Below are 18,172 nucleotides of genomic sequence, written 5' to 3' on the forward strand. Positions count from 1 at the left end.
GGCGCCCCCGGCTGCGGCGCCCAACCGCCGGGGACCGTCAGGCCAGCCGTTCCAGCCAGGCGTGGTCGGGGTGGAGCCGGCGCACGGCGTCGCGCAGCCACGCACGGGCCCCGTGGTCGAGCAGCGGCCAGGTCCGATCCAGGTCGCGGTCGTCCTTGGGGCGGGCCAGGGCGGCCTTGTAGAGCAGCGTGATCTCGGGCCGGAGGTAGCGGATGTCGTCCGCAGCCACCCAGGTGACCTCGTCGAGCGGTGCCACGTGGTCGGGCATCCGCTTGTTGGTCCACAGCCCGTCGCGGTCCGGCGTGATCGGGAGGTCGATCACCCACGGGTCCTGCGCGCTCGCCCGCACCCAGATCTGGCTCTCGACGCTGATCGGCTCGGGGAACCGGTCGTCGAGCGGACGCAGGGTGCCGCCGTGGTTGCTCCACAGGTGCCACCGGTCCCCCACGTGCTCACGCAGCCGCGGCACGTCGCAGGCGAGGATGGACAGGTCCACGTCCTCGTGCTCGCGCGGCGCGCCCGTGAAGGCCTCGATCGACCAGCCGCCCACGATCCACCAGGGCCGCGGGAACCCGCTCATGAACTCGGCCAGCCCGGACGGGTCGAGTGGCGCCCAGGCGCCGTACCGCCGGAAGAACTCCTCGTCCTCCGCCACCTCGTCGGCGGTCCGGGGCAGGGGCTCGCGGGCCGTCACGGTCGCAGCCTAGAGCAGCACCAGGTCGTCGCGGTGGACGACTTCACGCTCGTAGCCGGAGCCGAGCTCGCGCTTGAGCTCGTGGCTGGAGCGCCCGAGCAGGCTCGGGACCTCCTCGGCGTCGAAGTTGACCAGGCCACGGGCCACCGCGACCCCGTCCGGCCCGCACAGGTCGACGGGATCGCCGGCCACGAAGGTCCCCGTGGCGCCGGTGACCCCCGCCGCCAGCAGCGAGGCGCGGCGCTCGACGACCGCGCGCACGGCACCGGGGTCGAGGTGGAGGCTGCCCTTGGGCTCGGTGGCGTGGGCGAGCCAGAGCAGGCGCGTGGGGCGGCGGCGGCCGGTCGCGTGGAACAGGGTGCCGACCCGGCGTCCCTCGAGCGCCTCGGGCGCCCGGTCCGCCGCAGTCAGCACGACGGGGATGCCGGCGCCGGTGGCGATCCGGGCCGCCTCGACCTTCGTCTGCATGCCGCCGGTGCCCACGCCCGCAGCCCCGGCGCTGCCGATGCTCACGGCGGCGAGGTCTGCCTCGGTGACGACGTCGGCGACGAGGGAGCTGCCCGGCGCCGACGGGTCGGCGTCGTAGAGACCGTCGACGTCGGAGAGCAGCACGAGCAGGTCGGCGTGGACCAGGTGGGCCACCAGGGCCGCCAGCCGGTCGTTGTCGCCGAACCGGATCTCGGTGGTGGCCACGGTGTCGTTCTCGTTGACGATCGGCAGCACGCCGAGGTCGAGCAGCTTGGCGAAGGTCTGGTAGGCGTTGCGGTAGTGCGGGCGGCGGGTGACGTCGTCGAGGGTGAGCAGCACCTGTCCGGCGATCAGCCCGTGCCGGGCGAGCTCCTCGGTGTAGCGGTGGACGAGCAGCCCCTGGCCCACCGAGGCCGCCGCCTGCTGGGCCGGCAGGCCCCGGGGGCGCCGGCTCAGCCCGAGCGGGGCCAGCCCGGCGGCGATCGCCCCGGAGGACACCAGCACGACCTCGGCCCCGCGGGCCCGGACGGCGGCCAGCACGTCCACCAGCCGGCTCACCCGGTCCGGGTCGATGCCGCCGGCGGCGGTGGTCAGGGACGAGGAACCGACCTTGACCACCACGCGACGAGCGTCGGCGACCTCCGGGCGTCCGGTCATGCCCGGTCGTCCGCGCCCGGGTCGTTCTCCGCCCAGTCCGGGTCCTGCGCGCTGCCGATCTCGTACGACGTGGGGCCGGCGGGGCGGTCGAGGCGTCGGGCCACGTCGGCCCTGGTCTCGCCCTCCTCGCGCTCCGGCATCGCCTCGTCGATGGCGCGGCGACGCCGGGCCGCCGGACGCGACTCGTCGAAGCGCTGGTCCTCGCCGCGGCGTCCGAGCATCTCCGCGCCCGCGTCGATGCCGGGCTTGAAGTCGAACACCACCGCGTTGTCGGGGTGACCGATCAGCACGGCGTCGCCCTCCTGGGCGCCCAGCTCGACCAGACGCGTCTCCACGCCGAGCCGGTTCAGCCGGTCGGCGAGGAAGCCGACCGCCTCGTCGTTGCTGAAGTCGGTCTGGCGCACCCAGCGCTCGGGCTTCTCGCCCCGCACCCGCCAGCCCTCACCGGTCTGCTTGACCGTGAAGGAGTCAGCCCCGTCGGCCGAGGCCGGGCGCAGCACGATCCGGGTCGCCTCGACGACCGGCTTCTCGGCGCGGGCCCGGGCCACGATCTCGGCCATCGCGAAGGTCAGCTCGCGCAGCCCCTCGCCCGACGCGGCGGAGACGGGGAAGACCCGCAGGCCGCGCTCGCGCAGCTCCTCGACCACGAAGTCGGAGATGTCGCGACCGTCCGGCACGTCGACCTTGTTCAGCGCCACCAGGCGGGGCCGGTCCTCGAGGCCGCCGTACCGGCTGAGCTCGTTCTCGATGATGTCGAGGTCCTCGACCGGGTTGCGGCCGGGCTCCATGGTGGCGGTGTCGACGACGTGCACCAGTGCCGCGCAGCGCTCGATGTGGCGCAGGAAGTCGTGGCCCAGCCCGCGGCCGTCGCTCGCGCCCTCGATCAGGCCGGGCACGTCGGCCACGGTGAAGGTGGTGTCGCCGGCGGTGACCACGCCGAGGTTGGGCACCAGCGTGGTGAACGGGTAGTCGGCGATCTTGGGCCGGGCGCGGCTGATCGCGGCGATCAGGCTGGACTTGCCGGCGCTGGGGAAGCCGACCAGGCCGATGTCGGCCACGACCTTGAGCTCGAGGCCGATCTCGAGCTCGTCGCCGGGCTCGCCGAGCAGGGCGAAGCCGGGCGCCTTGCGCTTGGACGACGCGAGCGCGGCGTTGCCGAGGCCGCCGCGGCCACCCTGGGCCACGACCAGCTCGGTGCCGGGCCCGACCATGTCGGCGAGCACCTTGCCGGAGGAGTCGGTGACGACGGTGCCGTCGGGGACGGGGAGCACCAGGTCGGAGCCGTGGCCGCCGTTGCGGTGGCCGCCGGCACCGTGGCCGCCGTGCTCGGCGCGACGCTTCGGGCTGTGATGGTAGTCGATCAGCGTGGTCACGTCGGGGTCGACGCGCAGGATCACCGATCCGCCCGGACCGCCGTTGCCGCCGTCGGGGCCCCCGAGGGGCTTGAACTTCTCGCGGTGGACGGACGCGACGCCGTTGCCGCCCCGACCGGCGCTGACGTGCAACGTCACCCGGTCCACGAAGGTGGGTACAGCCATGGTCAACCGCCGATCGGACGTGGGTGGATCACTGCAGTGGGATCACTGCGATGGGACCGAAATGGACGAAGGGCGCCCCGTCGACAGGGACGCCCTTCGAAAAGACTTGCCTCAGGTGAGCGTCAGGTCACTCGCCCGGGACGATGTTCACGACGCGGCGACCGCGACGGGTACCGAACTCGACCGCGCCCGCGACCAGGGCGAACAGGGTGTCGTCGCCACCGCGACCCACGCCGGCGCCCGGGTGGAAGTGGGTGCCGCGCTGGCGCACGATGATCTCGCCCGCGTTGACCGTCTGGCCGCCGTACCGCTTGACGCCGAGCCGCTGCGCGTTGGAGTCGCGACCGTTCTTGGTCGACGCCGCGCCCTTCTTGTGTGCCATTTCGAGTCCTTAGGTGTCTCGGAGCAGAGCTGCGCTCAGAGGGAGATGTCGGTGACCTTGACCTGGGTGTACTTCTGACGGTGACCCTGGCGCTTCTTGTAACCGGTCTTGTTCTTGTACTTCTGGATGATGATCTTGGGGCCCTTGGTGGCGCCGAGCACCTCGACGGTCACGGAGGCCTTGTCGAGCGCCTTCGCGTCGGAGGTGATGGTCTCGCCATCGACGGCGAGGACGACGGGAAGGGTCAGCGTCTGGCCCACCTCGGTCGTCACCTTGTCGATCTCGATGACGTCGCCCACGGCAACCTTCTGCTGCTTGGCGCCTGCGCGCACGATCGCGTACACCGCGGTCTCCTTCGTCGAACTCTCGCTTACGTCATGGTCTGGGGCTGACCTGCACGCACCGACGATCCCCGGGTCGAGCCTGGATCGAGCGCGGCGCGGACTGCCACACAGAGAGAGGCACGCACAAGCGCACCGAGGGTCAATAGTACGGATCGGGCCCGGTCACCGCAAAACGCGAGTCCACGGGCGCTGCTCCCCGCTCGCGGAGCGCAGCCTGCAGCGCGAAGGACCCGGCGCACCAGGTGCTCCGGGTCCTTCGCATCGCTGGCTCGCGAAGGCGCTCAGCGCTTGCGCGAGCCCTTCTTCTTGATCGGGACGTGCTCGACCGGGTGGCTGTCCTCGTGCGCCTCGGCGACGTCCGCGCCGGGCTCGGTCACCGCGGTGCCCGGCTCGACCACGCCGTGCTCCGGCGGGACCCCGACACTGCCGACACTGCCCGACGGAGCACCCGCCACAGGTGCCATCGCGGGCACCGTCGCGTTCGGGAGCGCAGCCGGCGGACCGGCAGGGCGGCTCGCGCTGCGGCCACGGGTGCGGGTCACGACCTTCGGCGGCTCCACCGGTGCGGCCGGGGCCTCCGGCTCGGTGCTGGCCGCCACCGGGGCAGCCGGAGCCGGCACCACGACCGGCTGCGGGGTGGACTGCTGCTCGGGCTGTCCGGCCGGCCGGCTGGCGGCGCGGCGGCGCGTGCGGGTGACCACCTTGGGGGCCGCCGGCTCCACGGGCTCGGGCTGCGCCTGCTTCGGCTCGGCCTCGGTCAGCGTCGCGACGGGCTCGTCGACCGGCTTCTGCTCGGCCTGCTTCTGCTCGACCGGCTGGGGCTCGGCCTGCTTCTGCTCGACCGGCTGGGGCTCGGCCTGCTTCTGCTCGGCCTGCTTCTGCTCGGCCTGCTTCTGCTCGACCGGCTGGGGCTCCTGCCCGTCGTGGGCGGCCTTCTCGGCGTTCTCCGGCTTCGCGACCGCGGCGATGTCCTTGGGCGAGGGCGCCTTGCTGTGCTCACCGCCCTGACCGTTGCCCGACTCGTGGCCGTGCCCGTCGCCGTCCTGGCCGCGACCGCGACCACCGCGGCTGCGGCGAGCACCGCGACGCGACTCGTCCTCGGCCTTCTTCGGCTCGACCGGCGCGTCCTTGATGACGACTCCGCGGCCCTGGCAGTGCTCGCAGTTCTCGCTGAACGACTCGACCAGGCCGGTGCCGATCCGCTTGCGGGTCATCTGCACCAGGCCGAGCGAGGTCACCTCGGCCACCTGGTGGCGGGTGCGGTCCCGGCCCAGGCACTCGACCAGGCGGCGCAGCACGAGGTCGCGGTTGGACTCCAGGACCATGTCGATGAAGTCGACGACGATGATGCCGCCGATGTCACGCAGCCGGAGCTGGCGGACGATCTCCTCGGCCGCCTCCAGGTTGTTCTTGGTGACGGTCTCCTCGAGGTTGCCCCCCGAGCCGGTGAACTTGCCGGTGTTCACGTCGACGACCGTCATCGCCTCGGTGCGGTCGATGATCAGCGATCCCCCCGAGGGCAGCCAGACCTTGCGGTCCAGACCCTTGGCGATCTGCTCGTCGATGCGGTACGTCGCGAACACGTCCTTGCCGTTCTCCGGCACGTAGCGCTCCAGCCTGCTCTCGAGGTCCGGTGCGACGTGCGAGACGTATCCCTGCACGGTGTCCCAGGCGTCGTCGCCCTGGATGACGAGCTTGGAGAAGTCCTCGGTGAACAGGTCGCGGACCACCTTGAGCGTCAGGTCCGGCTCGCCGTACAGCAGCTGCGGGGCGCTGCCCTTGGCCTTCTTCTCGATGTCCTCCCAGCGGGCCTTGAGGCGCTCGACGTCGCGCGTGAGCTCGTCCTCGCTGGCGCCCTCGGCGGCCGTGCGGACGATGACGCCCGCGCTGTCCGGGACGATCTCCTTGAGCAGCGCCTTGAGGCGGTTGCGCTCGGTGTCCGGCAGCTTGCGCGAGATGCCGCTGGTGGTGCCGTCCGGCACGTAGACGAGGAACCGTCCGGCCAGGCTGATCTGGCTGGTCAGGCGGGCACCCTTGTGCCCGATCGGGTCCTTGGTGACCTGCACGAGCACGGGCTGCCCGGACGTGAGCACCGACTCGATCTTGCGAGGCTGTCCCTCGCGGTGGCCGAGCGCCGACCAGTTGACCTCGCCGGCGTACAGCACGGCGTTGCGGCCCTTGCCGATGTCGATGAAGGCGGCCTCCATCGAGGGCAGCACGTTCTGGACGCGGCCGAGGTAGACGTTGCCGATCAGGGAGGTCTGGGACTCCCGGGCGACGTAGTGCTCCACGAGCACCTTGTCCTCGAGCACGCCGATCTGGGTCAGCTCGTCGCGCTGGCGGACCACCATCACGCGCTCGACCGACTCGCGACGGGCGAGGAACTCGGCCTCGCTCACGATCGGGGCGCGACGGCGACCGGCCTCGCGCCCCTCGCGGCGACGCTGCTTCTTGGCCTCGAGGCGGGTCGAGCCGGAGACCGCGGTGATCTCGTCCTCGGCGTTGCGAGGCTTGCGCACCCGGGTGACGGTGTTCTGCGACTCGTCGGCCGAGTCGTCCCCCGAGTCTCCCGAACGGCGACGGCGGCGACGCCGGCGCGAGGAACCACCCTCGCCGCCGGACTCCTCCTGGTCGCCCTCGGCCTGCGCGGCCTGCGCGGCCGGGTCGGGCTCCTCCTCGGACGCGGCGGCGGAGCCGTCCTGCGCCTCGTTGGACTCACCGTCCCCGGACTTGCGGCGACGTCGTCCACCGCGACGGCGGCGACGGCGACCGCCGCCCTCGCCCTCCTCGCCCTCACCGGCACCCTGGTCGGGCTGCTGCTGGTCCTGCTGTGCGGCCGACTCATCGGCGGACTCGAACGGCTGCGGCTCGGCGGGCGCGGTCTCGGCACCCGGCTCGGCCGGCTGCTCGGTCTCCAGCTGCTCCCCGGCCGGCTGCTCCTCGGCCGACTGGGCCTCGGGCTGGGTCTTCGGCTTGGTCTTCGGCTGGGCGGCCTTGCGGGTCCGCTTGGCCGGCGCCTTGGTCGGCTCGGGGGCCTGGAAGAGCACCAGCGGGGCCACCGCCTCGGCGGCAGGCGCGGCGGACCCGGTCCCCTCCGCGGCAGGCGCGGCGGACTCGGCCTCCTCCTCGTCGACCTCGAGGGCTTCGACGGGCAGCTCTGCCGGGGGCTCCTCGACCGCGACCGCCTTCTTGGCCGCCGCCTTCTTCGCGGGGGCCTTCTTGGCGGGCGCCTTCTTGGCGGTCTTCTTCGCGGCCGCCTTCTTCGCCGTGGCCTTCTTGGCGGGGGCCTCGGCCGTGTCGCCGGTCAGCTCGGCCGCGGGCTCGACGGCACCGGACTCCTGCGGAGCGGGCTCGACGGCGGTCGAGGCGAGAGGGGCCGGCTCGACGGGGGCGTCCGTGGCCACCGTCTTCTTCGCGGCCGCCTTGCGCGTCGCGGTCTTCTTCGCGGGGGCCTTCTTCGCCGCCGTCTTCCGGGCCGCAGCCTTCTTCACCGGGGCGGGGCCGTCCGGGGTGGTCCCGGGCGCGGACTCAGCGGGGCTCCCGCTGGACTCGGCCGAGGGTTCCTCACCGTGCGAGGGGGTTCCTGCGTTGAGGTCGTCGGGCATGTAATGCTCCTCGACCCGGCGTCGCGCGCCGGGCGTGTCGGACGCTGCGGGCCCGCGAGTTCAGGGCCGACAGCGCAAAGCCTTCGGTGGCGGCGACACTCTCCGCAGTGCGTCACTGGCTGTTCGCTGTCCCACCTGCCGCGGTCGCCGGGCACAGTCCTGGAGGACTGCTACGGATCGCTGTCACCGACCCTCTGCCGCGTCGCGGTCTGGCGAGGACGTACAACCACTGTGCCGACCCCGCGAGGGGGACGGCGAGAACGTCGTCGGGTCGAGTCCGGGGCAGCCAGGCCGTCCCTCGTCAACCATGGCGAGTATCGCACACGGAGCGCGAAAGGGACCTATGCCGAACCGAGCAGCGGGTCGCCGATGGTGCCGGCGACCTGGTCGAGAGGCCCCTGGGCGACCCGGGTGAGCAGGGGCGACTCCCCCACCTCGAGACCGGAGACGGAGGCCAGCCCGGTGAGGACGTCGTCGGGGCGGACGGCGGGCACGGTGTGGCGCAGGACCAGGTCGAGGCGCGCACCGCGATCGTGCGGGGCGACCTCGAGGGAGACCACGGCCGCGCGGCAGTCGAACTCGCGGAGCCCCTTCTTCGTCATCCGCTCCACCGACACGGCGTCGGTCGCCAGGAACTGCTCGACCGCGGGCGCGACCACCTCCGCGGCGACAGCCACGTCGAGGTTCCACCGACTGGCCTCGAGCCGGTCGGCCAGCGACCCGCCCGCCGACTCCACGACCTCCAGGATGTCCAACCCGTCAGGAAGTGCCTCCTCCAGCGCCACCCGTACGTCGTCGGGGCGGACCACCTCGGCCAGCGCGATCTCGAGGTACTCCGCCTCGCTGGCCGAGCCGGTCGGCGCGGCACCGGCGTACGAGATGCGCGGGTGCGGGTTGAAGCCCGAGGAGTACGCCATCGGGATGCGGGCCCGGAAGACCGCGCGCTCGAACGCCCGGCTGAAGTCGCGGTGGCTGGTGAACCGGAGACGGCCGCGCTTGGCGTAGCGGATCCGGAGCCGCTGGACGGGCGGGGCTTGCTGCTCGGGCTGTTCACGCACCGGCAAAGGCTAGGCCACTCGTCGGGTCGGGCGTGAGTTCGCGACTGCGTCCCCGGGGCTCGATCTCTTTCGGCGGCGCCCTTCTCCGGGGGTGGCCTTCTCCGGCGGTGGCCGGGCTCTCTTGTTGCTGTGGCTCGCTGCTGGCTTCGTGTGGCCCTCCGCCGCGGACCGTGCGCCGTCGCTTGCTTCGCTGCGGCGCCGGTCCCTCGCCGCTGGGGTTGGGCTCCGTTTCGGCGCCTTCGCTCGCTTTTACGCTCCTCGCGCGCGGTTCGCGGCTGCGGGCCACTCCTGGCCGGCTGCCTCTCCTTCGCCCCTTCTCTGCTGAGGATTGTTGTCGATCCCTGACCGTGCTCGACGGCTGATTCGTCTCCTCACTCGCGTCGGGGGCGGGATCGGGTCCACTGGTCGGGCGGATGCCCGGGTCTCGGGGGTGGCAGGAACTCCGGCTTGCCGTCGTGGCTGCTGATCCGCACTTCCCAGGGGGTGTGGTGGACGGTGCGGTGGTGGTGTCCGCACAGCAGCACCAGGTTGTCCAGGCTGGTCACGCCGCCGTCGGTCCAGGGGGTGATGTGGTGGGCGTGGCCCATCACCGGGGGTCGGGTGCAGCCGGGGAAGGCGCAGTGCCGGTCGCGGCAGACCAGGGCCCGCCACAGTGCGGGGGTCACCAGTCGATGTGCCCGGCCGACGTCGAGGACCTCGCCGTGGTTGCCGAGGGCGATGGGGATGATGTCGGCGTCGCAGGCCAGCCGCCGCACCACGGCCGGCGTCAGCTCCAGGCCGTCGTCGGTCACCCCACCGACCGGGGTGGTGGCGTCCAGGGTGGTGGCGTCGAGGCTGGCCCAGTCGATCTGCCCCCGGAGGGTCTCGAGGGTGACGGTGACCGCGACCCGGGGACGGGCGCCGTGGCAGTCGGGTGGCAGCTCGGTGGTCAGGGCGTGCCGCGCGGTCTCGACCAGCGCGTCCCACAACCGGGCGCCGTGATCGCGGGGATCCCTCTCGACCAGGCAGTCCGGGTCATCCTCCGTGCCGGTGCCGGTGCCGGTGCCGGTGTCGGTTGTGGTGGCGGTGGCGGGCTGGGGCTTGGTGAGTGGGAGCAGGGCAGCCTTGATCAGGGCGGCGTCCTCGACGGTGCCGCGGCCGCGCAACCGGATGCCGCCGGCGCCGTCCTCGGTGATCGCGAGGTACCGGTGGTGGTGCGCGGCCCGGTCCTCCCGGTACAGCGCGGCCTCGAGCTTCCGTTCGGCCTTGTCGGGGTCCACCAGGACGTCGAGGCGTTTGCCGACGGTGGCCAGGTCGGTGGCGTTCAACCGGCCCGCCTCCCGCAACAGCGCGGTCTCGCCGTCGGCGCGGACCGTTGGGTTCAGGGGGAGCCTGTCGACCGCGGTCACGATCACCGACGCCTGCTCCGGCGAGATCGCACCCCGCGACAGCGCCGCGTGGGTGGTCGCGTAGTCGCCGACGAGGGCCGCGGCCTGGCGGACGGTGCGGTGGCCCTCGGCGTGGTGCAGGCCGGCGAGGTGGGTGAACCACGCCGCGGTCGACCCCCACGCCAGCTGAGTCTTGGCGACCCCGCGGGCCTCGATCTCGGCCAGCACCGGCGCCTGCACGGCCGCGACCTGGCAGCGGACCTGCTCCAACGCGGCGACCACGTCGACCAGCTCGTCACTGGTCTTGGCGGCCCACAGCACCTCGCCGAGCTGGGTGAGCAGCGCGGCCGCGGCGGCGGCCACCCCGGCGGGGCTGGTCGTCGTGTCGGTCGGCTGCTGCTCCATGACCTGACTCAACCAGAGGGCACCGACAGTCCCGGGCTCCTGACCTGTGGATATCTCGCTAGGCGAGATGCTTTCCGATGAAAGTTTCGAGCAACATGTCGGGGCTCTGGAACGACGTCGGGGTTGGCCGCAGGGACCCTCGTCGAGTGGTCACAGACTCCACCGGATCGGCCAGATTCGATGCGGTTGGTGACCAAACCGCACACCCCGAAGCCGGGAGCCGGCGCCGACCGAGGCGGACCTCCCCGGTAGCCAGCCAGGACCGCCACCCAAAGCAGCCGGAAGGCCGTGAGCGAGCCGGAGCTGAAGCCGAACGCCAGCCGCCCGGCCGGGTCGCCCAGGAGGGGTGCCGATTGGTCACAGACTCCACCGGATCGGCCAGATTCGATGCGGTTGGTGACCAAACCGCACACCCCAAAGCCGGGAGCCAGCGCCGACCGAGACGGACCTCCCCGGTAGCCAGCCAGGACCGCAACCGAAAGCAGCCGGAGGGCCGGGAACGCACCGGAGCCCGAACCCGACGCCCGCCGCCCGGCCGGCTCGCCCAGGAGGGGTGCCGAATGGTCACAGCCCGCACCGGACCGCGCCGATCGGATGCGGTTGGTGACCAAACCGCACACCCCGACGCCGGGAGCCGGCGCCGACCGAGGCGGACCTCCCCGTAGCCAGCCAAAGGACCGCCACCGAAGGCAACCGCAGAGCCGGGAGCGGACCGGTCCGCGAGCCCACCTGGACCGACCCCGGCCCACCAGACCCGTCAGCCGCGAGCACCCACGATCCGCGCGAGCGCAGCCTTCATCGCCGGGGACGGGTAGACGGTGCTCACCCGGACGCCGTCGAGCCACGCGGTGAGCCGGTCCGCCTCCGCCGCGAGGGCGGCCCGCCCGTCGGCGTCGACGTCCTCGAGGAGCTCGACCTCGACGACGCCGTCGGGGTCCTGGATCCAGCAGCCGACCACCCGGCCGTCCCACCAGGCGGTGGTGCCGGCGTTGCCGTTGGTGTCGAAGAGGGCGGGGCCGTGGGGGCCGAGGACGAAGGCGCGGTCCTTCCACCCCATGATCGTCGGGTCGAGGACGGGCAGCAGGGCGGCCCAGGGCCCGGGGGCGGGCTCGTCCTCGTCGTCTCCGGGCAGCACCCACCCGACGGCGCCGTCCTCGAGCGACACCTGCACGGCGCCGACGTCGGCCAGCGCCTGCTTCACCGCGCCGGCCGTGCCGCCGAGCCACCACTGCAGGTCCGCGGCGGTGCCCGGACCGAAGGTCGCCAGCCACCGTTGCGCGAGCTCGGCGTACCCCTCGTCGGACTTCCAGGGCGTGGGCTCCTCCCCCAGCCAGCTGCGCATCAGCGTCCACTGCGGACGCGAGAGCCGCCAGTGTCCGCCGTTCGCCCCGCGCACCGTCGCGGCCTCGACGCCGAGCTGGGTGAGCACCCGGGGCGCGATCGGGAAGTTGCCGCCGTACGACTTGTGCGCGGCGACGTCGATCCGGCCGTGCAGCTGCGGGACCTGCTCGCGCAGCGCCTGCGCGCTCAGCGCCGAGCCGTCGGCCAGCCGCTCGAGGACGGCCGCGCGGGCGGCCTCCAGCCACGCCGCGCCGTCGTCGGCGATCCCCGCGGCCTCGACGTCCTTGGCCAGCCGCGCCCGGTGCTGGGCCGCCACCCGGGCCGACGCGCTTCCCCAGGCCGCGGGAAGCAGGTCCCGCGGGAAGACGAACAGCGTGCGCCGCATCGCGAGCTGCTTGACCAGTGCCCGGTCGTCGTACAGCGCCCGGTCGACCACGTCGTGCGTCAGGCCGTCGACCCGGGCGAACAGCGAGAGGTAGACGCTGGCCGGCTCCGTCGCGTGCAGCACCGTCATCGCGCGCGTCGCAGCCACGGGGTCGGACGCCCGGTGCGCGGGAGCGACGGCGTGCCGCCGGGCCAGCCGGGCGCGTCGCGCCGCGTCGGAGATCTGCCTCATGACCCCATCCTGACCGACGGGACCGACAGCCGGACCCGTATGACGACACGGGATCGGTTGCTGGGATCATCGATCCAGTGACCGCCTCCCGCCGCGCCTCCCTCCTGGTCCTCCTCGGCCTGGTCCTGTTGTCACTCAACCTCCGCCCGGCGGCGGTCAGCGTGGGTCCGGTGCTCGCCGAGGTCCGCGACGGCCTCGGCATGTCGGGCACGGCGGCCGGTCTGCTCACCTCCCTCCCGGTGCTCGCGTTCGCACTCTTCGGCGCCCTCGCTCCGGCCGCCGCCCGCGTCGCCGGCGTCCACCGGGTCACCCTGGTGGCCCTCCTCGTCGTCGCGGCCGGCCTGCTCGGCCGGGCGCTGACCAGCAGCGAGCCGGTCTTCCTGCTCCTCTCGATGCTGGCGCTCGGCGGCATGGCGATGGCCAACGTGCTGCTGCCCTCGCTGGTCAAGCTGCACTTCCCCGACAAGGTCGGCCCCGTCACCGCGATCTACACGACGGCGCTCTCGATCGGGCTCACCGGGGCGCTGGTGCTCACGGTCCCGATCTCCGACGCGTACGACGGGTGGCGCAGCGGGCTCGGCACCTGGGCGTTCGTCGCGCTCGTCGCCGCCGTCCCGTGGCTGGGCCTCGTCACGCACGACAAGGCACTGGACCGGACGCCCACCACGATCCGCTTCGGTGACGTCGCCCGGACCCGTCTCGGCCTGGCGATGGCCCTGTTCTTCGGGCTCCAGTCGCTGCAGGCGTACGCCGTGTTCGGCTGGTTCGCCCAGCTGTGGCGCGACAACGACTTCACCGCCACCCAGGCGGGCGCGCTGGTCGGGCTGATCGCCGCCGTGTCGATCCCCCTCTCGCTGTGGGCCCCGGCGGCGGTGGCGCGGCGCGACGACCAGCGCTGGATCCTGCTCGGGGTGATGCTCTGCTACCCGGTGGGCTACATCGGGCTGATGCTCGCGCCGCACTCCCTCGCCATCCCGTGGGCACTGCTGGTGGGCGTCGGCGCGGTGACCTTCCCGATCGTGCTGGTGCTCATCGGGCTGCGGTCCCGCACCCCCCAGGGCACCGCGGCGCTGTCCGGCTTCACCCAGTCGATGGGCTACCTGATGGCCGCGATCGGCCCGTTCGGCGTCGGTGTGCTGCACGACGCCACCGGGGGCTGGACCTGGCCGCTGGTGATGCTCACGGCGCTGACCGTCCCCCAGGTCGCGGTCGGGATGTACGTCGCGCGGCCGGCGTACGTCGAGGACCAGCTGCGGACCCGCGACGGGGAGCCTCAGTCGGTCTGACCCCGCACGAGCAAGCTCTGCGCCCTGCGCAGCTCAGGGCCGGGACGCGAGACCCTCACGTCCGGTGTCCAGCGCGATCTTCGCCCTGATCGCCTCCTCGACGGTGAATCCGTGGTGCTCGGCGAGGACCGTCGCGGCGAGGACCACGTCGGCGAGCTCGTGCATCACCTCGTCGCGGCGCGGCATGTCCCGGCTGCAGGCCTCGACCAGCTCGATCGCCTCCTCGGCGACCTTCCGGGCGTTGTGGCTGTCCGTGATCGTGAGCCCGCGGGCCGACAGGTAGTCATGGAGCAGCGCATGGACCGACGGCACGGCCGGCAGACTACCGGCGGGCCGCTGCTGGTCCGGTCGGCGCCCCCGGACCGCGGGCGAGCACAGGCGTCAGACCACGGACAGCGGCAGGAGCTGCCGGCCGGTGGGCCCGATCTGGATCTCGGTGTTCATCTCAGGACACACGCCGCAGTCGTAGCACGGCGTCCAGCGGCAGTCCTCGACCTCGACGTCGGAGCTGCCGTCGGCCACGGCGAGCGCGTCCTCCCAGTCGGCCCACAGCCAGTCCTTGTCGAGCCCGGAGTCGAGGTGGTCCCAGGGCAGGACCTCGTCGTACTCCCGCTCACGGGTGGTGAACCAGTCGAGGTCCACGCCGGTCCCGGCCAGTGCGGTGGCGCCCGACTCGATCCAGCGGTCGTAGGAGAAGTGCTCGCTCCAGCCGTCGAAGCGGCCGCCGTCGCGCCACACCTGCTCGATGATCCGGCCCACCCGGCGGTCGCCGCGCGAGAGCAGGCCCTCGATGGTGCCGGGCTTGCCGTCGTGGTAGCGGAAACCGATCGCGCGGCCGAACTTCTTGTCCTCGCGCACCGTGTCGCGCAGCTTCTTCAGCCGGGCGTCGGTCGTCTCGTGGTCGAGCTGCGCGGCCCACTGGAACGGCGTGTGCGGCTTGGGCACGAAGCCACCGATGGAGACGGTGCAGCGGATGTCGTTGCGCCCGGACACCTCGCGGCCCTTGGCGATCACCTTCTTGGCGAGCTCGGCGACCTGGAGCACGTCCTCGTCGGTCTCGGTCGGCAGCCCGACCATGAAGTAGAGCTTCACCTGCCGCCAGCCGTGGGAGTACGCCGTGGCGACGGTGCGGATCAGGTCCTCCTCGGTGACCATCTTGTTGATCACCTTGCGCATCCGCTCCGAGCCGCCCTCGGGCGCGAACGTGAGGCCCGAGCGGCGACCGTTGCGGGAGAACTCGTTGGCCAGCGTGATGTTGAAGGCGTCGACGCGGGTCGAGGGCAGCGAGAGCGAGACGTTCGAGCCCTCGTAGCGGTCGGCAAGGCCCTTGGCCACGTCGCCGATCTCGGTGTGGTCGGCAGAGGAGAGCGAGAGCAGGCCGACCTCCTCGAAGCCGGACTTGCGGATGCCGTTCTCGACCATGTTGCCGATGGTCTCGATCGAGCGCTCGCGGACCGGGCGGGTGATCATGCCGGCCTGGCAGAAGCGGCAGCCGCGGGTGCAGCCGCGGAAGATCTCGACCGAGAAGCGCTCGTGGACGGTCTCGGCCAGCGGCACCAGCGGCTTGGCCGGGTAGGGCCAGGCGTCGAGGTCCATCAGGGTGTGCTTGCGGACGCGGAACGGGATGCCCGGGCGGTTGGGCACGACGGCCTCGATGGACCCGTCGTCGCCGTAGGTCACGTCGTAGAACTTCGGGACGTAGACGCCGCCGCTGACCGCGAGCCGGCGCAGCAGCTCGTCCCGATCTCCGGGGCGACCCTCGCCCTTCCACTCGCGCACGACCTCGGAGATCGCGAGCACGACCTCCTCGCCGTCACCGAGGACCGCCGCGTCGAGGAAGTCCGCGATCGGCTCGGGGTTGAACGCTGCGTGTCCGCCGGCCAGCACGATCGGGTCGTCCTCGGCGCGGTCGACCGCGTGCAGCGGGATGCCGGCCAGGTCGAGGGCGTTGAGCATGTTGGTGTAACCGAGCTCGGTCGAGAAGCTCAGGCCGAACACGTCGAAGTCGCGCACCGGGCGGTGGGCGTCGACGGTGAACTGCGGGATGGGCCCGCGCTGGTCGCCGGTGCGCATGACCTTCTCCATGTCCGGCCACACCGCGTAGGTGCGCTCGGCGACGATCCAGTCGCGCTCGTTGAGCACCTCGTACAGGATCTGGACGCCCTGGTTGGGCAGGCCGACCTCGTAGGCGTCGGGATACATCAGCGCCCAGCGGACGGTGTCACCCTCGGGCGCGCAGTCCCACTCCTTGATCGTGGAGTTCAGCTCGCCGCCGACGTACTGGATCGGCTTGGAGACCGAGGACAGGCGGGGTTCGAGGCGGTCGAAGATGCTCTCGCCCTCGCGTCGGTCGAGCTGGTCGAGCGGTGCGGCAGACACGGAGTACCTCTCAGCGATCGGGGAACGGTCTAGGGTACGTCGCCCGCCCGGCGCGCGCCCAACTCCCGCACATCCGAATGGGCCATTGCCGAGCACTCCTCCCGCGAGGGACGATCACGAGATGGCGGACGTGAGGCAGGGCCGCTGGTCGGCCGGCATCGACGGTGACTTCGTGGTGTTCCTGATCGGGGCGCGGCTCGACCCGCGCCACCCGGTGCGGACGCTGCGGGACCTCGGCGGGATGCGCGGGATGCCGTACATGCTCAAGCACCTGACGCAGCACCCCGAGAAGGGCCTGCTCGGCTACGAGACCTACGGCCTGACGATGAACGTGCAGTACTGGCGCTCGTTCGAGGATCTCGAGCGGTTCGCGCGTGACGAGGACGCGCCGCACGTGCCCGCGTGGCGCAACTACTGGCGCCGGGTCGGGAAGGACCCCCGCTCGGGGATCTGGCACGAGACGTTCCTGGTCCGCGCCGGAGAGTACGAAGCCGTCTACGGCAACATGCCCCCGCACGGCCTCGGCAAGGCCGCGCGCCTGGTCTCGCTCAAGGAGGACTCCTCGGCGCGCGGCCGGCTCAAGCGGCTCACCGGTTGACCGTGCACGCCGTCCGGGCCGAGGTCGCGTACGACGGGGAGCGGTTCCGCGGGGAGGGGGCCACCGTCCTCGTCGACGGTGGCCGCATCGCCGGTGTGGAGCCCCTTGCGTTCGAGGTGCCCCATGACGTCGCGGTGACGACGTACGACGGCACCCTGTTGCCGGGCCTGGTGGACGCCCACGTGCACCTGGTCGCGGACGCCACGATCGGCGGGCTGGAGCGAGCCGGCGCCCTCCCCACCGACGCGCTCGACGCGCTGGTCCGCCGGTCGCTCGCCCAGCAGGCCGCTGCGGGCGTGACCACGGTCCGGGACCTCGGCGACGCCGCCTTCTGCACGCTCCCCCACCGGGAGGCCGCGAGGCCCGGCGAGCCGCGCATCGTCGCCGCCGGGCCCCCGATCACCACCGCCGAGGGGCACTGCCACTACCTCGGCGGCGCGGTCACCGGGCCGGACCGGATCCGTGCCGCGGTGGCCGAGCGGGAGCGCCGCGGCGTCGACGTGGTCAAGGTGATGGCGTCCGGCGGCATGACGACGCCGGGCACCGACCCGTTCGGGGTGCAGTTCACCGACGACGAGCTGCGCCTGCTCGTCGAGCAGTCGCACGCAGCCGGGATGCCGGTGCTCGCGCACGCGCACTCACTGGCCGGCGCCTGGCAGGCGCTCCGCGCCGGGGTCGACGGCATCGAGCACTTCAGCTGCCTGGCCGAGAACCGCGCGGTCATCCCCGAGGACTTGTTGGCCGAGGTGGCCGCGCACGGGGTGGCCGTCGACCTCACCTTGGGCAACGACCAGACGGTGATGGCCGCCATGGGTGTCCCGCCCCCGGGCATCCGGGAGATGCTCGACCGCCTCGGCCTCCGGCTCGACCAGGTGCGGGACCGCCGGCTCACCGCGCTCGCGGCCATCCGGCGGCACGGAGTCACCATGGTCGCGGGCGTGGACGCGGGTGTCTCGCCGCCGAAGGCGCACGGCAACCTGTGGCTCGTGGTCGTCGATCTCGTGGACGGCGGCTACCCGGTGGAGGAGGCCCTGGCCGCCGCAACCGGCGTGGCCGCACGGGAGTGCGGGCTCGGCGAGGTCACCGGGTCACTGCGCGTCGGGCTGGCTGCCGACCTGCTGGTGGTGACCGGCGACCTGCGCGAGGACCCGTCGGCCCTGGGAAGACCCACTGCGGTGTGGGTGCGCGGAGTCCCGGTCCCTCCCCGGACCTGGCCGTCCGCCGCCGGCGGTCAGTCCGTGTCCGGCGACAGCTCGGCGTAGGCGGCCCGGGCCCGCGCCAGCTCCTCGGTCGCCGCAGCGATGAGCTCTTCGAGGCCGGTGACGCCGAACCGGTTCGAGACGCCCTGGACCGCCTCGGTGATGGCCGGGTCGATGCTGTGCGGGGAGCTGTGGGGCTCGGTCATGCGTCCATCCAAACACGCGCCGAACACGT

The 18,172-nt window shown here is 72.7% G+C and carries 15 protein-coding genes; 3 read left to right on the forward strand and 12 right to left on the reverse strand.

Annotated elements, in window-relative coordinates:
- Positions 1–37 precede the first annotated feature (37 nt).
- The 9 genes from ACZ43H_RS12425 to ACZ43H_RS12465 all read right to left on the reverse strand — a co-directional run bounded on the left by ACZ43H_RS12425 (position 38) and on the right by ACZ43H_RS12465 (position 12,475).
- A complete protein-coding gene (locus ACZ43H_RS12425; protein ID WP_464583163.1) occupies positions 38–694 on the reverse strand; it encodes a nucleotidyltransferase domain-containing protein in 657 nt (218 codons plus the stop codon).
- Between the two features lie 9 nt (positions 695–703).
- On the reverse strand, positions 704–1,819 hold the full coding sequence (gene proB, locus ACZ43H_RS12430; RefSeq protein ID WP_464583165.1) for a glutamate 5-kinase: 1,116 nt from the start codon (positions 1,817–1,819) through the stop codon (positions 704–706).
- The gene (gene obgE, locus ACZ43H_RS12435; RefSeq protein WP_464583167.1) at positions 1,816–3,357 is read right to left on the reverse strand and encodes a GTPase ObgE; all 1,542 of its coding nucleotides are present in this window, start codon (positions 3,355–3,357) and stop codon (positions 1,816–1,818) included. Before obgE ends, proB begins: the two co-directional genes overlap by 4 nt.
- Positions 3,358–3,484: 127 nt before the next feature.
- Complete coding sequence (gene rpmA / locus ACZ43H_RS12440; protein ID WP_379184286.1) at positions 3,485–3,739, reverse strand: 50S ribosomal protein L27; 255 nt, start codon at positions 3,737–3,739, stop codon at positions 3,485–3,487.
- 35 nt (positions 3,740–3,774) lie between these two features.
- Entirely contained in the window at positions 3,775–4,083 is a 309-nt protein-coding gene (gene rplU, locus ACZ43H_RS12445; RefSeq protein WP_464583169.1) for a 50S ribosomal protein L21, read from the reverse strand.
- Between the two features lie 281 nt (positions 4,084–4,364).
- Positions 4,365–7,688: an Rne/Rng family ribonuclease gene (locus tag ACZ43H_RS12450; protein ID WP_464583171.1), complete on the reverse strand. Its 3,324-nt coding sequence runs from the start codon at positions 7,686–7,688 to the stop codon at positions 4,365–4,367.
- 341 nt (positions 7,689–8,029) lie between these two features.
- Complete coding sequence (locus ACZ43H_RS12455) at positions 8,030–8,746, reverse strand: TIGR03936 family radical SAM-associated protein (RefSeq protein ID WP_464583173.1); 717 nt, start codon at positions 8,744–8,746, stop codon at positions 8,030–8,032.
- A 371-nt stretch (positions 8,747–9,117) separates the two neighbouring features.
- Entirely contained in the window at positions 9,118–10,518 is a 1,401-nt protein-coding gene (locus tag ACZ43H_RS12460) for an HNH endonuclease signature motif containing protein (RefSeq protein ID WP_464583175.1), read from the reverse strand.
- Positions 10,519–11,275: 757 nt separating this feature from the next.
- Positions 11,276–12,475 carry a winged helix DNA-binding domain-containing protein gene (locus ACZ43H_RS12465; protein ID WP_464583177.1) on the reverse strand — a complete coding sequence of 400 codons (1,200 nt, stop codon included), beginning with the start codon at positions 12,473–12,475 and terminating at the stop codon, positions 11,276–11,278.
- A gap of 77 nt (positions 12,476–12,552) precedes the next feature.
- Between ACZ43H_RS12465 and ACZ43H_RS12470 the strand changes: the two genes are divergently transcribed.
- Positions 12,553–13,761, forward strand: a complete 1,209-nt coding sequence (locus ACZ43H_RS12470; protein ID WP_464583179.1) for an MFS transporter — start codon at positions 12,553–12,555, stop codon at positions 13,759–13,761.
- Positions 13,762–13,794: 33 nt separating this feature from the next.
- Here the strand turns inward: ACZ43H_RS12470 and ACZ43H_RS12475 are convergent, their stop codons facing one another.
- Positions 13,795–14,073: a pyrophosphohydrolase domain-containing protein gene (locus tag ACZ43H_RS12475; RefSeq protein WP_464583181.1), complete on the reverse strand. Its 279-nt coding sequence runs from the start codon at positions 14,071–14,073 to the stop codon at positions 13,795–13,797.
- Positions 14,074–14,142: 69 nt separating this feature from the next.
- Positions 14,143–16,092, reverse strand: a complete 1,950-nt coding sequence (locus ACZ43H_RS12480) for a TIGR03960 family B12-binding radical SAM protein (RefSeq protein ID WP_464590807.1) — start codon at positions 16,090–16,092, stop codon at positions 14,143–14,145.
- Positions 16,093–16,261: 169 nt separating this feature from the next.
- Between ACZ43H_RS12480 and ACZ43H_RS12485 the strand changes: the two genes are divergently transcribed.
- Positions 16,262–16,738, forward strand: coding sequence for a DUF4188 domain-containing protein (locus ACZ43H_RS12485; RefSeq protein WP_464583183.1), 477 nt, complete (start codon positions 16,262–16,264; stop codon positions 16,736–16,738).
- 2 nt (positions 16,739–16,740) lie between these two features.
- Entirely contained in the window at positions 16,741–18,000 is a 1,260-nt protein-coding gene (locus ACZ43H_RS12490; protein ID WP_464590809.1) for an amidohydrolase family protein, read from the forward strand.
- On the opposite strand, the gene ACZ43H_RS12495 is transcribed toward ACZ43H_RS12490, so the two are convergent.
- Positions 17,970–18,143, reverse strand: coding sequence for a hypothetical protein (locus tag ACZ43H_RS12495; RefSeq protein WP_464583185.1), 174 nt, complete (start codon positions 18,141–18,143; stop codon positions 17,970–17,972). The two genes, ACZ43H_RS12490 and ACZ43H_RS12495, sit on opposite strands and share 31 nt — an antisense overlap.
- Positions 18,144–18,172 lie beyond the last annotated feature (29 nt).

The organism is Nocardioides sp. DN36, assembly GCF_055380375.1.

Excerpts from the sequence above, each read along its gene's own strand:
- proB (WP_464583165.1), bottom strand. The coding sequence starts at position 1,819 with ATGACCGGACGCCCGGAGGTCGCCGACGCTCGTCGCGTGGTGGTCAAG.
- obgE (WP_464583167.1), bottom strand. The coding sequence starts at position 3,357 with ATGGCTGTACCCACCTTCGTGGACCGGGTGACGTTGCACGTCAGCGCC.
- rpmA (WP_379184286.1), bottom strand. The coding sequence starts at position 3,739 with ATGGCACACAAGAAGGGCGCGGCGTCGACCAAGAACGGTCGCGACTCC.
- ACZ43H_RS12450 (WP_464583171.1), bottom strand. The coding sequence starts at position 7,688 with ATGCCCGACGACCTCAACGCAGGAACCCCCTCGCACGGTGAGGAACCC.
- ACZ43H_RS12460 (WP_464583175.1), bottom strand. The coding sequence starts at position 10,518 with ATGGAGCAGCAGCCGACCGACACGACGACCAGCCCCGCCGGGGTGGCC.
- ACZ43H_RS12465 (WP_464583177.1), bottom strand. The coding sequence starts at position 12,475 with ATGAGGCAGATCTCCGACGCGGCGCGACGCGCCCGGCTGGCCCGGCGG.
- ACZ43H_RS12485 (WP_464583183.1), top strand. The coding sequence starts at position 16,262 with ATGGCGGACGTGAGGCAGGGCCGCTGGTCGGCCGGCATCGACGGTGAC.
- ACZ43H_RS12495 (WP_464583185.1), bottom strand. The coding sequence starts at position 18,143 with ATGACCGAGCCCCACAGCTCCCCGCACAGCATCGACCCGGCCATCACC.